The sequence below is a fragment of the uncultured Tateyamaria sp. genome (assembly GCF_947488715.1).
In the GTDB taxonomy this organism is placed as follows: domain Bacteria; phylum Pseudomonadota; class Alphaproteobacteria; order Rhodobacterales; family Rhodobacteraceae; genus Tateyamaria.
This window is the reverse complement of the sequence record NZ_CANLAG010000005.1, coordinates 260094-274562: the sequence shown is the minus strand read 5'-3', so window position 1 is coordinate 274562 and position 14469 is coordinate 260094. Positions and strand designations below refer to the sequence as shown.

The window sequence follows — 14469 nt, the reverse complement described above, 5'->3', positions numbered from 1 at the left end:
CTCAGCGCTCCTTCAGCTTAACGGAGTTGTTGTAGACGTTCATGATGGCCGAGATGGACAACGAGATCGTCAGATAGAACAGCATCAACAGCAGGACACATTCGATGGCGCGGCCCGTCTGGTTCAGGGTGATCCCGCCCAGTGTTGCGGTTACGTCCGCGTAGCCCACAGCAATGGCGAGCGATGAGTTCTTGGTGATGTTGAGGTATTGCGAGATGAGCGGCGGGATGATGACCCGCAGCGCCTGCGGCAGCACCACGAGGTTCATGATCCGGCCCTGACGCAGACCCAGCGCACCGGCGGCTTCGGACTGACCCTTGGAGATCGCCTGAATGCCCGCACGCACGTTTTCCGCGATGAAGGCACCGGTATAGATCGACAGGGCGAACCACAGGGCGATCAGCGGTCCACCGACCTTGATCCCGCCGGAAAAGTTGAAGCCCTTGAGTTCGGGATAGTCGAGGCCAATGGGCATGCCCATGATGAAGTAGATCAGCAGGGTCGGCACAAACAGGATGGCGAGGCTGGGCCAGCCCATCGGCAGCAGGCGGCCCGTGTCATAGAGCAGTTTGGTTGCGTAGCGGCGGTAGGCAAAGACGCCGAACACCGACAGGATGAATGTCGCCACAACCACCAGCGATCCAGGCCCCCACACGGGCGCGGGGATATAGACACCACGGTTGGTAAAGGCGACGGCGTTCAGCACCATGCTGGCCGACGGTTCATCACCCCGGAAGGCCCTTGGCCCCGGCAGCACCGCGATCATGATGGTGAAGATGATGATGATCCAGATCAGAACCGGGATGTTGCGGAAGATCTCGACATAAAACGACATCAGCTTGGACACGAGCCAGTTGTTCGACAGGCGCAGCACCCCGGCGATCACACCAAAGATGGTGGCCGTCACACAGGCCAGAAAGGCGACCAGCAGCGTGTTCAGGATGCCCACGAGGGCGGCCCGCGCGTTGGTCGACTGGCTGTCGTACGCGATCAGCGTCTGGTTGATGTCGTAGCCCGCAGGCGAGCCCAAGAATTGATAGGAAATGTTCAGACCGGCGGCTGCCAAGTTGCTGAACAGGTTGCTCATCAAGAAGGCGGCGGATGCGATCAGCACAATCAGTGCAATGAATTGAAATGTATATGATCGGTAGCGCGTGTCGTTCAAAAGCATCGACAGGCGGAACGACTCCTGTGGAGGGTCGGTCATGATTGTCATGGAGGTGTTCCCCGTGTGCCGGCCTTGGTTTTTTTCGCGTCACTGCGCGGGGCCGGGTTTCATAAGCTGGCTGCACTTTGGGCAACTGCGCCGCTGTTTTCAGCGATCTTTGTGCCCCTAAATGCGCAAGGGGCGCAGGGATGAACCTGCGCCCCTCGGCTTGGTATCTTAGCGGAAGGGCGGCGAGTAGATCAGGCCGCCTTCGGTCCACTGAGCGTTCAGGCCACGGGCCAGACCGATCGGAGTGGATTCGCCGATGTTCTTCTCGAAGACCTCACCGTAGTTGCCGCCGGCTGCGATGGCTTTCATCGCCCAGTCAGCGTCCAGGCCGAGCATCTCGCCCAGCGTGCCTTCGGTGCCCAGGAGACGGTTGATCTCTGGGTTGTTGGTGCCTGCGGCCATCTCGGAGATGTTCGCGGATGTGACACCCAGCTCTTCGGCTGTGATCAGCGCGTTCAAAGTCCAGCGAACCACGTCACCCCATTCGTTGTCGCCGTGGCGGACAAGCGGGCCCAGAGGCTCTTTGGAGATGATTTCGGGCAGCAGCGTGTGATCGCCGGGTGCTTCGAATGTGGCGCGTGTTGCGGCCAGACCCGAGGCGTCCGTTGTGTACACGTCGCATGCGCCAGCCAGGTACTGCTGTTGTGCTTCGGCGTTTGTTTCGATCGGCACGGGCTCGTAGCTGATGTTGTTCGAGCGGAAGAAGTCCGCCAGGTTCAGCTCGGTTGTGGTGCCGGTCTGGATGCAGACGGTCGCGCCGTCCAGATCTTTGGCCGAGGACACGCCCAGCTCTTTGGGGACCATGAAGCCCTGACCGTCATAGTAGTTCACGCCAACGAAGGTGAACTTGAGGTCCACATCGCGCGAGAAGGTCCATGTGGTGTTACGGGCCAGCATGTCGATTTCGCCCGAGGCCAGCGCGGTGAAGCGTGTTTTGCCTGTTGTGGGGACAAATTCAACAGCCGATGCGTCGCCCAGTACAGCCGCTGCAACAGCGCGGCAGACCGAAACGTCGAAGCCATTCCATTCACCGTTGGCGTCGGGTGCGGCAAAGCCGACCAGACCGGTGGTCACGCCGCAGTTCAGTTTGCCGCGTGCTTTCACGTCATCAAGCGTGCCAGCAGCCGCAGCACCGGCCGCCAGGCCGGCGACGGTCAGCGCGCCAAAGAATACGGATTTTTTCATTGTTACCTCTTCCTGATTTTCCGCCATGTTTTGGCGGTTCGATCAGCGTGGCCTGAGTGTACCTGCCACGCCGAAGGCGATCCCGGTGGGGTTTGTCCCCAACCAGTGGGCCGTAGTCTGGCCGGATTCATCGCAAAACGTCAAGGGTGACCTCACCAAAAACGATGCATAATTATGCAGTTCGGATGGTTGTTCTCACAACGGTTTGGATGCATCAAAAAAGGCTTTTGCGTGCAAAAACGAGGCTTTCTTGATCTGTTCCACCTCTTGCGCCTCTTCATCCTCGCCCCATTGTTCGATTTGCCATGCCTCATCGACGCGCGATGCCGCCCAAATCGTGGGCGCAGGGTTCAGGTCTTGGGCGGCGGCGAAACCGAGGATCAGCGATCCAGAGAGGCTGACGAGGTCGTGGAAGGCCGCCAATTCGAATTCGGTGAAACTGTGGACCTGTTTTGCCAAAGTTGCGAGCGCGTCCGCGTCCTGTGATTCGTGCATCACGCCTGTGCGCGGGGCCAAGCGGGCGCCCAGCGTGTCCGCCGCCCAGTCGAGATAGGGATCCCAGGTGGCCGATTGCCGGGCCACGAGGCCTTCGGGGCTGTCGGCGCGGTAGCACAGCAGGTCGGCATCGCCGTAAGCCGCCAGCATATCCGCCACCTCTGCGTGCTGGATCGCGACCTTGTCGATGGCGGCATTGGCGCTGCGGGTGAAGGGCATTGTGAGCGGGTTCACCACCTCGTCCTGCGCGTCCCATTCGGCGGCCACGGCCTGGGCCAATGCGGCGGTCGGTAGCATCAGCGGCGCCTTGGCCGGGGTTTTCACCGCGCGGCCATCCAGTTGCACCTGCCAGCCACCGTCGATTTCCGCCGCCGTTGCGGTGGTCCAGAAGCGTTTTTGTTTCCATTCGGTCATGTCATCAGCCCCACAGCGCGGTCAGTGCCGCATCAATGTCGGAAAAATCGGTCAGGACGGTGTGGGCGTAGGTCAGCCTGGCGGCCGGGTGATAACCCCAGTCCACCCCGAAAAAGGCCACGCCCGCCGCCTCTGCCATCTGCATGTCAAAGGTGGTGTCGCCTACCATCACCGTATCCGCCGCCTCGACGCCCGCCTCGGCCATGGCGGTGTGCAACATGGCAGGGTGCGGTTTGGACGGGTGGAAATCGGCGACCTGGCGCGTGACAAAGAACCGTTCGAGGTCATGCGCGGCCAGCAGCGCATCAAGGCCGCGTTTCGATTTGCCTGTGGCGAGGCCAAGCAGCACATCCGGCAGGTCGTGCAGCCGTTCAATCGCCGCGCGCGCGCCGGGATAAAGCGGTGAGCCTTGGCCTGCCCCGTCACGCTGGCGGCGGTCGGCATAGGCCTGCTTGTAACGTGTGACCAGCAGGTCATTGTCAGCGTCCGGGGCCAGGACGTGCATCGCCTGTGGCAGGGACAGCCCGACGATACCCAGCACCTCCGTCCGGGCGGGGGCATCAAGGCCCGCCGCGGCAAAGGCGTCGCCCATGCTGCCGACGATGTCGGCCTGGCTGTCGACCAGCGTGCCGTCGACGTCAAACACGATCAGACGCATCAGATGTTCTCGAACGGGTCTTCGGAGGCCAGATCCTCGGTCCAGCCGAGGGTGTCCCATGTGGACGCCATGTGATCCGGCAGAGGGGCGGTCACGGTGATGACGCGGCGGGTTTCGGGCTGTTCAAAGCGCATCATGCGGGCGTGCAGGTGCAACTTGTTCGAGATGATGCCGCCCACCTTGGCGCCCCACCCGTCCCCGAGGTTTTCCTGACCAGAGCCGCCATATTTGCCGTCGCCCGCGATGGGATGCCCGATCTCGGCCATATGCGCGCGCAACTGGTGGGTGCGGCCCGTGATCGGCTCCATCGCGACCCATGCGGCGCGGCTGGCCACACGGTAGAGCGTGGCATAGAGCGTCTGCGCCCGTTTGGCCCCCGGTGTGCCGTCGACATCACGCGGGTGCACGGCGATCATCTTTTCGCCTTCACCACCACGGCCCCGGCCCGGTGCCTTGACCAGCCCGTATTTAATCTCGCCCAAGTATGGCGTGGGCACACCGGCGACGAGCGCCCAGTAGATCTTGCGCGTGTCGTGGTGGCGCATGGCCGCCGTCAGAGATTTCGCCGCAAGCCGCGTCCGCGCCAGCAGCAGGACACCGGACGTATCCTTGTCCAGCCGGTGCACGAGGCGCGGTTTTTCGTCCAGATCGAACATCAACGCCTCGGCCAGACCGTCGACATGCTTGGTCTGGCCCGAGCCACCCTGCGTCGGCAAGCCGGAGGGTTTGTTGATCGCGATGACCTGATCGTCCTTGTAGATCACGCAGTCGCGGATCATCTGCGCGTCCTTGTCGGACACGCGCGTTTTCTGGATCACCGGCGCGGGGCGGTCCGGCAGTGGCGGGATGCGCACCTGTTGCCCCTCTTCGACGCGGGTCGAGGATTTGACGCGGCCACCATCGACGCGGCATTCGCCCTTGCGGCACATCTTTTCGATCATGCCCTGGCTGACCTGCGGAAACCGCCGCTTCATCCAGCGGTCGAGACGCTGGTCGCCCTCGCCCTCTTCGACGGTGACAGTTTGAACGCCGCTCATGCGAATACTCCGCGTGCAAGGATGAGACCCAACGCCAATGCGCCCACCGACAGCCCGACCGACAGCAGAATATAGAGGCCCGCCTGGCCCATGTGGCCGCGTTCGATCAGGGTCATGGTTTCGAGGCTGAAGGCGCTGAACGTGGTGAACCCGCCCAAGAGCCCCGTCATCACGAAGGGCGACATGTGGGTCAGCCCGCGCTGTGCGGCGGCCACCACGAACACCCCCATCAGGAACGACCCGATGACGTTGACGGTGATGATGGCCAGCGGGAAATCCGACGACCCCAGCGCGCGCAGCACCGCGACGCCCGTCAGCCAGCGCAAAGACGCGCCGATTGCCCCGCCGAGGGCCACAAGGGAAAGGGTTGAGATCATGCGCGGTCTGTCGTCGGTTGGGCGCAAAGAGTCAAGGTCGCGCCCGTGGCGTACCTAGCTGTTCCGCTTGGTCCGCAGGCGCGCAAAATAGTCGAGCCGCTTTTTCAGGTCCCGCTCAAAACCGCGTTCGACAGGTTGGTAGAGGTCAGGCCGATCCATCCCGTCGGGAAAGTAGTTGGCACCGGAAAACCCGTCCTCGGCATCGTGGTCATAGGCGTAGTCCTTGCCGTATCCCTGATCCTTCATCAACGCAGTGGGCGCGTTCAGGATGTGTTTGGGCGGCGGGTGCGATCCGGTCTGTTTGGCCGCGCGGCGCGCGCCCTTGTAGGCGTTGTAGGCCGCGTTCGATTTGGGCGCGAGGGCGAGGTAGACCAGCGCCTGCGCCAGCGCCAGTTCGCCCTCTGGGCTGCCGAGGCGTTCGTAGGTTGCCCAGGATTGCAGGCACACCGCCTGCGCCTGCGGATCGGCAAGGCCGATGTCCTCGACCGCCATACGGGTGATGCGACGGGCGAGGTAGCGCGGGTCCTCGCCCCCCTCAAGCATCCGTGCAAACCAGTAGAGCGACGCGTCAGGGTCCGACCCGCGCACGGATTTGTGCAGCGCCGAGATCAGGTTGTAATGCGCGTCCCCCGATTTGTCGTATTGCGCGGCGCGGCGCATCAACCGTGTGGCCAGAGCGTCCCGATCCAGCGCACTGTCCACCGTCCACGCAGTCACCTGTTCGATCAGGTTGAGCAGCGCGCGCCCGTCGCCATCCGCCATCTCGAGCAGCGCGGCCCGCGCGCCGGGATCAAGGGGCAGGGGTTTGTCCAGTTCCTGTTCCGCCCGTTGCGCCAGCAATTCGAGGTCATCGAGATCGAGCCGTTCGAGCACCAGCACCTGCGCCCGGCTGAGCACAGCGGCGTTCAGCTCAAAGCTGGGGTTTTCGGTCGTGGCCCCGACCAGCAGTATCGTGCCGTCCTCCATATGCGGCAGGAACCCGTCCTGTTGCGCCTTGTTGAAACGGTGGATCTCGTCCACAAACAGCAGCGTGCCCTGCCCGTTCTGGCGCCGGATCCTGGCCCCCTCGAACACCTTTTTCAGGTCCGGCACGCCGGTAAAGATCGCGCTGATTTGGACAAAGTGCAGATCGGTTTCATGGGCCAGCAGGCGCGCGATGGTCGTCTTGCCCACACCGGGCGGCCCCCAGAACACAAGGCTGCTCAGCGCACCCGACGACAGCATCACCGACAGCGGCGCATCCGGCCCTAGCACCTGACGCTGTCCAATGACCTCAGACAGTTTTTTCGGGCGCAAGCGGTCGGCCAGAGGGCGCGGGCCCGTGTCTACCGCAGCCGCGTCGGAGGCAAAAAGGTCCGCCACCTCAGAACCGCAACACAACGCGGCCACCACCGCGCAACGCCCGCACCGTGGTGCCGCGCCGCGCCTCGCGCAGCGCATCAGCGGCATCCTGCGGTGTGACGATGTCGCGCCGGTCGATGCGTTGCAGGATGTCGCCCACCCGCAGGCCCACGCGCCGTCCCACCGACCCTAGATCGGTCACAACGACCCCTTGCGCGCCCAGCGGCAGGCCCATCTCGGCAATCACAGCCGGGTTGATGCGCGACACCGAAAGCCCCGGCAGGTTCGCCGTCTCCGGCAATGTGATGGCCCCGCGCGGCGGGTCCTCTGGCGGCGGGATCAGCCGCACGGTCACCGTCTCTTCTGTGCCGCCACGCAGGCGCGTCATCTCTGCGGTGTCCGCGTTGCTGGCCACGCTCATCCGGTAGAGCATCTCGCCCGGACTGCCCACGGTCGCACCATCGACATCCAGCACAACGTCCCCAACCTGGAACCCCGCATCAACCAACGGACTGGCCGGATGCAAACCCGCCAGCATGATGCCACCGGGACGGTCACGGCCCAGCGTCTCGGCCAGATCGGCGTCCACCGCTTGCCCCGTAGCCCCGGCCCAGGGGCGCACAAAACGGTCGTTGCCTTCACGCGCTTGCCGCACAAAGGCCGCGACCAGATCGGCGGGAATGGCAAAGCCAATTCCGTTCGATCCACCCGACCGGCTGAGAATACGCGTGTTGATACCCAAGAGCCGGCCACCCATATCCACAAGCGCGCCGCCGGAATTGCCGGGGTTGATCGGCGCATCAGTCTGAATGAAATAGCCCGCGCCGCGCCCGCCGGACCCACCCGACCGCGCGAGCCCCGACACAATGCCCGACGACACGGTCTGACCCACACCAAAAGGGTTGCCGATGGCGAGCGTCAATTCCCCCACCTCGACCGTCTCACTGTCGCGCAGGGGCAGGAACGGCAGGCTCTCCGCGCCCTCAATCTGAAGAATGGCCAGATCGCTCTCTTGATCACCGAGCAACACGCGCGCCTCATACTCGCGCCCATCGTTCAACACGATGCGAATGTCCGTGGCCTGACCGACCACGTGGTAGTTCGACACCACAATGCCATCCGCACTGAGGATCACGCCCGACCCAAGCGAGTTCTGAACCCGTGGCTGCGGCGTGCCGAACCCTTCAAAGAAACGCTCGAAAAACGGATCGTCCGAAAACGGCGTCCGACTGCGCGCTTGGGTGACGAACTTCACATAGATGTTGACGACCGCAGGGGCCGTTTCGCGCACAAGCGGCGCAAAACTCAGGGTAATCTCGGACGCGCTTGTCGGCACGCGGGTCTCGGCCACCACCCCCAAGGGCAACAGACAGATCAGAAAGGCAAAGAGGTGTTTCATTGTTCCAAAAATATGCAAATCCCACGCCCGCAATACAAGCGCATCCACCCGCTATAACGCAAAAACCCCCGCCACATGGGCGAGGGTTTTCGATCCAACCACAGGATGGGTCGGTTTATTCTTCGGCTGCGTCCTCGGCAGCGACGCGGGCCTTGTCAGCAGCGCCTTTGGCGTCGCGGTCACGGTCCACAAATTCGATGATCGCCATGGGCGCCATGTCGCCATAACGGAAACCGGCCTTGAGCACGCGCACATACCCACCCTGACGCTCGGCATAGCGGGGGCCGAGGATGTCAAAGAGTTTGGCAACGTACTGCTCTTCCTTCAGCTTGGACGCGGCCTGACGGCGGGCGTGCAGATCACCGCGCTTGGCGAGCGTGATCAGCTTTTCCACGATGGGGCGCAGTTCCTTGGCTTTGGGCAAGGTTGTCTTGATCTGCTCATGTTCGATGAGCGAGCCTGCCATGTTCGAGAACAGCGCTTTGCGGTGTTCGTGTGTCCGGTTCAGGCGGCGGTAACCACGTGCGTGACGCATATTTCTATCTCCTAATCGTGCCCTCTACGGGCGGTTTTGCTTTGTCCGGCCTTTGATGCGTGTCTCAGGCTCTCCTTGGGGTGTCGCCACCCGGTCGTGATGTAAGGTGGGCAATACTGCCCACCCTAGGGCTCAAAAGTTGTCTTCGAACTTCTTGGCCAGATCTTCGATGTTGTCCGGCGGCCAGTCTTCGACGTCCATGCCAAGGTGCAGACCCATGCCCGACAGCACTTCCTTGATCTCGTTCAAGGACTTGCGGCCAAAGTTCGGCGTGCGCAGCATTTCGGCTTCGGTTTTCTGGATCAGATCGCCGATGTACACGATGTTGTCGTTCTTCAGGCAGTTGGCCGAACGTACGGACAGTTCCAGCTCGTCCACTTTCTTCAGCAGAAGCGGGTTGAACTCGAGACCATCGTCGTCGTCCTGACGCGAAGCGGACTCCGGCTCGTCGAAGTTGACGAAGATGCCCAACTGGTCCTGCAGGATACGCGCGGCAAAGGCCACGGCGTCGTCCGGCGTGATGGAGCCATCGGTTTCGACCTTCATGGTCAGCTTGTCATAGTCCAGCACCTGGCCCTCGCGGGTGGGTTGGACGTCATAGCTGACTTTTTTGACGGGCGAATAGATCGCGTCGATCGGGATCAGGCCGATGGGCGCGTCTTCGGGCTTGTTCTTGTCCGCGGACACATAGCCTTTGCCGGTGTTGACCGTCAGTTCCATGTAGACGTCTGCACCGTCGTCGAGGTGGCAGATGACCAGATCGCGGTTCAGAATCTCGATACCAGCGGACTCAGAGATGTCACCCGCCGTCACAACGCCCGGACCCTTGGCGGAAATCGACAGACGCTTGGGGCCTTCGACCTCCATGCGCAGCGACACCTGCTTGAGGTTCAGGATCACGTCGGTCACGTCCTCACGGACACCGGCGATGGACGAAAACTCGTGCAGCACGTTGTCGATCTGTACGGATGTGATCGCGGCACCTTGCAGCGACGACATCAGCACGCGGCGCAGCGCGTTGCCCATGGTGAGGCCAAAGCCACGCTCAAGCGGTTCCGCCACAACAGTGGCCTGGCGCGCGGGTTCGTTGCCCGGCTTGACGTCAAGCTGCTGTGGCTTGATCAGTTCTGCCCAGTTCTTGTGGATCATGCGTCCCTCCATTCCTGCTTGTTCCCCATGTCCTAAAGGAGCAAGCGCCCGAGGTTTCAAAAAAGCGGATTGGGGCCGTGCGATGAAACGCGGCCCCAAAGTAGGTTAGATGTCGCTTAGACGCGGCGGCGCTTGGGCGGACGGCAGCCGTTGTGGGCGATCGGTGTCACGTCGCGGATCGACGTGATGTTGAACCCAACAGCGGCCAGCGCGCGCAGTGCCGATTCACGGCCCGAACCGGGGCCCTGCACTTCGACTTCCAGCGTTTTCACGCCGTGATCCTGCGCCTTGCGACCGGCATCCTCTGCAGCCATCTGGGCGGCATAGGGTGTCGATTTACGCGAGCCTTTGAAGCCCATGGTGCCAGCAGACGACCAGCTGATCGCGTTGCCTTGCACATCCGAGATCAGGATCTTGGTGTTGTTGAACGAAGAGTTCACATGCGCCACGCCTGCAGCGATGTTCTTGGAGACCTTTTTCTTGCCCCCACGGCGGGTATCACGTGCCATTGGTGCGTCTCCTTATTTCTTCTTGCCGGCAATGGCCTTTGCGGGGCCTTTGCGGGTGCGAGCGTTGGTGTGTGTGCGCTGACCGCGGACGGGCAGGTTACGACGGTGGCGCAGGCCACGGTAGCAGCCCAGATCCATCAGACGCTTGATGTTCATCTGTGTCTCACGACGCAGGTCACCTTCGACGGTAAAGTTCTCGTCGATGTGCTCGCGGATTTTCAGGACTTCGGCGTCGCTGAGTTCGTTCACACGGCGTGTCGCGTCGATGCCGACGGCTTCGCAGATTTTCTGAGCGGATGTGGTGCCGATGCCTGTGATGTAGGTCAGAGCAATCGGAACGCGCTTGGCTGTGGGGATGTTGACCCCTGCAATACGTGCCACGTAAGGCTTCCTTTTCGTTGCGAGCCCGTAGTTCCGGGCCCTTTTTTCACAACATAAGGCCCAAGGATTTTGCCCCCGGGCCTGCCGCTGATCAGGTGATCCGGCCGGACGCGTTCCGGCCTTTGATTCTCGTTAGAGATGGCGTGAGATAGGCGTTGATCACAAGGGCGTCAACCCCTGCCCTCAACCGCCCAGCGTTTTCGAAATCGCTGCCTTCACATCTGCGATCTCGCCCAGGCCGTCGATCTTGGTCAACTGGCCCTTGGCGTAGTAATAGCCGATCAGCGGAGATGTCTTTTTGTAGTACTCCATCAGGCGTATTTTCATCGCGTCCGCGTTGTCGTCCGCGCGCACGGGCTGCCCTGCTGCGGCGGCTTCGGCGGCGCGACCGACGATCCGCTCAACCAGCACTTCGTCGTCGACTTCCAACTCGATCACGCCGTCCAGGCTTTCGCCTTTTTCGGCCAGCAGATCGTTCAGCGCGTCGGCCTGGGCCAGCGTGCGGGGGAAGCCGTCAAAGATGAAGCCGTTGGCCTTGACCGTCTCAAGCTGTTCGCGGATCAGGCCGATGACGATCTCGTCGGTGACCAGCGCACCACGGGCCATGACGTCAGCCACGATCAGGCCCATCTCGGTGCCGCTGTCTTTGGCCGCCCGCAGCATGTCGCCGGTCGACAGTTGCACCATGCCGCGTTCTTCCACGAGGAAACGCGCCTGCGTTCCCTTGCCCGCACCCGGCGGGCCCAAGAGGATAATGTTCATCAGCTGTCCCCTCCCCGATGGCCTTAGCGGCGTACGGGGCTCCGTTTGCGGCGGCCTTTTGACCCTTTACCGCGCAGTTGCGATTTCTCGATCAGACCCTCGTACTGGTGGGCAAGCAGGTGGCTTTGCACTTGCTGGATCGTGTCCATGGTCACCGATACCACAATCAGAACGGACGTACCGCCAAAATAAAACGGGATGGCAAACTGGCCGCGCAGGATTTCCGGCAGCAGACACACAGCCGCCAGATAGGCCGAGCCTAGCACCAGCACGCGGTTGACCACATATTCGAGGTACTCGGACGTTTTCTTGCCCGGACGGATACCGGGAACAAAGCCGTTCTGGTTCTTGAGGTTGTCGGCCACGTCATCGGGTTTGAAGCTGACGTTGAACGTGTAGAAATAGGCAAAGAACACGATCATCGCGACGAAGAACAGCAGGTAAAGCGGCTGACCGGGGCCAAAGTTGGCCAGCAGCCACGACATGATCGGGTTGGTCGAGTTGCCCGAGAAGGTCGAGATTGTGACCGGCAACAGGAGCAGCGACGAGGCAAAGATCGCGGGGATCACGCCTGCGGGGTTGACCTTGACCGGCAAGTGGCTGGAACCACCGTCATAGACCTTCATGCCCACCTGACGGCGGGGGTACTGGATGTGGATCTTGCGCAGGGCGCGTTCCATGAACACCACAAACATGATGGTCGCGATCACCATGACCAGCACGCCGATGATCACCGCGGGGCTGATTGCGCCCGACCGGCCAGAGGCAAAGAACTGGGCGATGGCGGCGGGGACTTCGGCGATGATGCCGACAAAGATGATCAGCGAGATACCGTTGCCGATGCCGCGTGCGGTGATCTGCTCACCCAGCCACATCAGGAACATGGTGCCACCGACCAGCGTGATCAGGCAGGACATCCGGAAGAACATGCCCGGATCCGTCACCAGATCACCCGATTCAAGCGATACCGCCAGCCCGTAGGCCTGCAAGGTCGCCAGCGCCACGGTGCCGTAGCGGGTGTATTGGTTGATCTTTTTGCGGCCCTGTTCGCCCTCTTTCTTGAGTTGCTCAAGTTTGGGCACCATCGAGGTCAAAAGCTGCACGATGATCGATGCCGAGATGTAAGGCATGATGCCGAGGGCAAAGATGCCCATGCGGCCCAGTGCGCCACCGGTGAACATCGACACCATGCCGCCGATGCCCTGGCCCGCGCTTTCCATGAACTCGCGCAGGGCGGCGCCGTCGATACCGGGCACGGGGATGAATGTCCCCAGACGGTAGACGATCAGCAGACCAAGCGTGAACAGGATGCGATTGCGCAGGTCGGTGGCCTTGCCCAGAGCGCTCCAGCTCGTGTTGGCGGCCATGTTCTCGACGGCTGATACCATTGGGTGGTGTCCTTTGGCAAAACGCCGCCCTGGCCGTTTTCCGGCGGGCGGCGTGGGGAAAACTCTGACCTATGTAAGCGGCATGTGCGCCGCTCACAAGGCGTCAAACAGGCTTACTCGGCGGCCGCCGTGGCAACGGCCAGCGAACCGCCGGCTTTTTCCACTGCTTCCACAGCGGATTTCGACGCGCCCGTCACCTGCAGATCAACTTTGCTTGTGATCTCGCCCTTGGCCAGAACACGCACGCCATCCAGCTTGCGACGCACCAGACCGGAGGCAATCAGCGCATCCTCGGTGATCGCCGCCTTGGCGTCCAGTTTGCCCAGGTCGATGAATTTCTGGATCAGGCCCAGGTTCACAACGGCATAGGATTTGCGGTTGGGTTTGTTGAACCCGCGCTTGGGCAGGCGTTGGTAGAGGGGCATTTGCCCGCCTTCGTAGCCATTGATAGCCACACCCGAACGGGATTTCTGACCCTTGATACCACGGCCACCCATTTTACCGGTGCCGGAGCCCGGACCACGGCCAACGCGTTTGCGGGGTTTGGTTGCGCCAGGATTGTCGCGCAGTTCATTCAGTTTCATGTCGCTTCTCCTTGCCGGATGTGGCCCCCGAAGCGTGATGGGCCAACCACGGCGTTTCTTGATTTTGATTCTGACGCAGGGACTGCGCCACCGGGGGCGTATAGACGGGGGCGATGGCCCGATCAACCCCCCGCAACGGGGTAAGGAAAACCGGACTCCGCTTTGGCGCAAAAACCTCCATATTGGTGTCATACAAGAGACCAGCGCAGGTGCTGCATTTTCAACCTGCCAACCTATTCCATACCGCCACCCCGAGGTGGCACGCATTTTCGGAGTTTCGAATTGCTTGAAGCCTTTTTTCAAGAGGGCGATGCCTTGCGCCTTGCGGGCATCGCCTCGGCCCTGCTGAGCTGTCTGGCCTTTTTGCCCTATGCGCGGGATACCCTTACGGGGCGCACGCAGCCGCAGCGCGCATCATGGCTGATCTGGTCGGTGCTGGGCAGCATCGCGCTTGGCTCGCAGGTCTATGAAGGGGCGACGACGTCGCTGTGGTTTGCCAGCATTCAGGTGGGCGGCACGATCCTGATCTTTCTGCTGTCGATTGCACGCGGGTCGGGCCGGTTCCTGAAGCCGGGCGACGGCTGGGTGCTGATGGCGGCGGCCGTGGGCATGGCGCTGTGGATGGTTACCGACACTGCCATTTACGCGCTGGCGATCACCATCACGATTTCCCTGCTGGGTGGCGCAGTCACCATCCGCAAGGCCTATGCCGATCCGCAATCCGAAACCATGGCGATGTGGATGTGTTCGCTGGTGGCAGCGACTCTAGCCGTGGTGTCCGTCGGGCGGCTCGATTGGGTCCTGCTGGCCTATCCGCTGTACCTGCTGGTCCTGAACGGAGGCATCGTGATTGCGATGATCCTGGGCCGTGGCGCGCGCACCCACACCGCCTATGGCACGGTGCAGGTGCCCCGCTCTGGTTGAAATCCCTATGTGCGGGGACAAAATATGGTGATTTTCCGCCTCGAAATGACAATAGACTGCTGGGCGGCGGCAAAAATCGCGTATAAGGCAAAGTCATAAGTCGCCCAAAAACCGG

16 protein-coding genes are annotated in these 14469 nt (G+C 62.0%); 1 reads left to right on the top strand and 15 read right to left on the bottom strand.

The features are described from left to right. Window position 1 precedes the first annotated feature (1 nt). The 15 genes from Q0936_RS13730 to rplO all read right to left on the bottom strand — a co-directional run bounded on the left by Q0936_RS13730 (window position 2) and on the right by rplO (window position 13430). Window positions 2-1216: an ABC transporter permease subunit gene (locus Q0936_RS13730; protein ID WP_299142334.1), complete on the bottom strand. Its 1215-nt coding sequence runs from the start codon at window positions 1214-1216 to the stop codon at window positions 2-4. A 168-nt stretch (window positions 1217-1384) separates the two neighbouring features. Beyond that, the gene (locus Q0936_RS13725) at window positions 1385-2401 is read right to left on the bottom strand and encodes an amino acid ABC transporter substrate-binding protein (RefSeq protein WP_299298598.1); all 1017 of its coding nucleotides are present in this window, start codon (window positions 2399-2401) and stop codon (window positions 1385-1387) included. A 195-nt stretch (window positions 2402-2596) separates the two neighbouring features. Further along, window positions 2597-3310: an ATP12 family protein gene (locus Q0936_RS13720; RefSeq protein ID WP_299298595.1), complete on the bottom strand. Its 714-nt coding sequence runs from the start codon at window positions 3308-3310 to the stop codon at window positions 2597-2599. A 4-nt stretch (window positions 3311-3314) separates the two neighbouring features. Then, window positions 3315-3968, bottom strand: coding sequence for an HAD-IA family hydrolase (locus Q0936_RS13715; RefSeq protein WP_299298592.1), 654 nt, complete (start codon window positions 3966-3968; stop codon window positions 3315-3317). Further along, on the bottom strand, window positions 3968-5005 hold the full coding sequence (locus Q0936_RS13710; protein WP_299142353.1) for an RluA family pseudouridine synthase: 1038 nt from the start codon (window positions 5003-5005) through the stop codon (window positions 3968-3970). Before Q0936_RS13710 ends, Q0936_RS13715 begins: the two co-directional genes overlap by 1 nt. Further along, on the bottom strand, window positions 5002-5382 hold the full coding sequence (crcB, locus tag Q0936_RS13705) for a fluoride efflux transporter CrcB (protein WP_299298589.1): 381 nt from the start codon (window positions 5380-5382) through the stop codon (window positions 5002-5004). The genes Q0936_RS13710 and crcB overlap by 4 nt, the downstream gene beginning before the upstream one ends. Window positions 5383-5436: 54 nt before the next feature. Then, window positions 5437-6744: a replication-associated recombination protein A gene (locus Q0936_RS13700; RefSeq protein WP_299298586.1), complete on the bottom strand. Its 1308-nt coding sequence runs from the start codon at window positions 6742-6744 to the stop codon at window positions 5437-5439. 1 nt (window position 6745) lies between these two features. After that, on the bottom strand, window positions 6746-8122 hold the full coding sequence (locus Q0936_RS13695; RefSeq protein WP_299298583.1) for a trypsin-like peptidase domain-containing protein: 1377 nt from the start codon (window positions 8120-8122) through the stop codon (window positions 6746-6748). A gap of 115 nt (window positions 8123-8237) precedes the next feature. Then, window positions 8238-8657, bottom strand: coding sequence for a 50S ribosomal protein L17 (gene rplQ / locus Q0936_RS13690; protein WP_299142368.1), 420 nt, complete (start codon window positions 8655-8657; stop codon window positions 8238-8240). A 132-nt stretch (window positions 8658-8789) separates the two neighbouring features. Further along, window positions 8790-9806, bottom strand: coding sequence for a DNA-directed RNA polymerase subunit alpha (locus tag Q0936_RS13685; RefSeq protein ID WP_299142373.1), 1017 nt, complete (start codon window positions 9804-9806; stop codon window positions 8790-8792). Window positions 9807-9922: 116 nt separating this feature from the next. Continuing rightward, window positions 9923-10315, bottom strand: a complete 393-nt coding sequence (gene rpsK / locus Q0936_RS13680) for a 30S ribosomal protein S11 (RefSeq protein ID WP_039688573.1) — start codon at window positions 10313-10315, stop codon at window positions 9923-9925. Between the two features lie 12 nt (window positions 10316-10327). After that, window positions 10328-10696 (bottom strand): 30S ribosomal protein S13, encoded by a 369-nt coding sequence (gene rpsM, locus Q0936_RS13675; protein WP_299142381.1) that lies wholly within the window; start codon window positions 10694-10696, stop codon window positions 10328-10330. Between the two features lie 183 nt (window positions 10697-10879). Further along, window positions 10880-11458 carry an adenylate kinase gene (locus Q0936_RS13670; protein WP_299142385.1) on the bottom strand — a complete coding sequence of 193 codons (579 nt, stop codon included), beginning with the start codon at window positions 11456-11458 and terminating at the stop codon, window positions 10880-10882. Window positions 11459-11481: 23 nt separating this feature from the next. Further along, complete coding sequence (gene secY, locus Q0936_RS13665) at window positions 11482-12846, bottom strand: preprotein translocase subunit SecY (protein WP_299142389.1); 1365 nt, start codon at window positions 12844-12846, stop codon at window positions 11482-11484. A gap of 113 nt (window positions 12847-12959) precedes the next feature. After that, window positions 12960-13430, bottom strand: a complete 471-nt coding sequence (gene rplO, locus Q0936_RS13660) for a 50S ribosomal protein L15 (protein WP_299298580.1) — start codon at window positions 13428-13430, stop codon at window positions 12960-12962. 282 nt (window positions 13431-13712) lie between these two features. Between rplO and Q0936_RS13655 the strand changes: the two genes are divergently transcribed. Next, entirely contained in the window at window positions 13713-14354 is a 642-nt protein-coding gene (locus Q0936_RS13655; protein WP_299298577.1) for a hypothetical protein, read from the top strand. Window positions 14355-14469: the final 115 nt, after the last annotated feature.

Excerpts from the sequence above, each read along its gene's own strand:
- Q0936_RS13730 (WP_299142334.1), bottom strand. The coding sequence starts at position 1,216 with ATGACAATCATGACCGACCCTCCACAGGAGTCGTTCCGCCTGTCGATG.
- Q0936_RS13725 (WP_299298598.1), bottom strand. The coding sequence starts at position 2,401 with ATGAAAAAATCCGTATTCTTTGGCGCGCTGACCGTCGCCGGCCTGGCG.
- Q0936_RS13720 (WP_299298595.1), bottom strand. The coding sequence starts at position 3,310 with ATGACCGAATGGAAACAAAAACGCTTCTGGACCACCGCAACGGCGGCG.
- Q0936_RS13715 (WP_299298592.1), bottom strand. The coding sequence starts at position 3,968 with ATGCGTCTGATCGTGTTTGACGTCGACGGCACGCTGGTCGACAGCCAG.
- Q0936_RS13710 (WP_299142353.1), bottom strand. The coding sequence starts at position 5,005 with ATGAGCGGCGTTCAAACTGTCACCGTCGAAGAGGGCGAGGGCGACCAG.
- crcB (WP_299298589.1), bottom strand. The coding sequence starts at position 5,382 with ATGATCTCAACCCTTTCCCTTGTGGCCCTCGGCGGGGCAATCGGCGCG.
- Q0936_RS13695 (WP_299298583.1), bottom strand. The coding sequence starts at position 8,122 with ATGAAACACCTCTTTGCCTTTCTGATCTGTCTGTTGCCCTTGGGGGTG.
- rplQ (WP_299142368.1), bottom strand. The coding sequence starts at position 8,657 with ATGCGTCACGCACGTGGTTACCGCCGCCTGAACCGGACACACGAACAC.
- Q0936_RS13685 (WP_299142373.1), bottom strand. The coding sequence starts at position 9,806 with ATGATCCACAAGAACTGGGCAGAACTGATCAAGCCACAGCAGCTTGAC.
- rpsK (WP_039688573.1), bottom strand. The coding sequence starts at position 10,315 with ATGGCACGTGATACCCGCCGTGGGGGCAAGAAAAAGGTCTCCAAGAAC.
- Q0936_RS13670 (WP_299142385.1), bottom strand. The coding sequence starts at position 11,458 with ATGAACATTATCCTCTTGGGCCCGCCGGGTGCGGGCAAGGGAACGCAG.
- secY (WP_299142389.1), bottom strand. The coding sequence starts at position 12,846 with ATGGTATCAGCCGTCGAGAACATGGCCGCCAACACGAGCTGGAGCGCT.
- rplO (WP_299298580.1), bottom strand. The coding sequence starts at position 13,430 with ATGAAACTGAATGAACTGCGCGACAATCCTGGCGCAACCAAACCCCGC.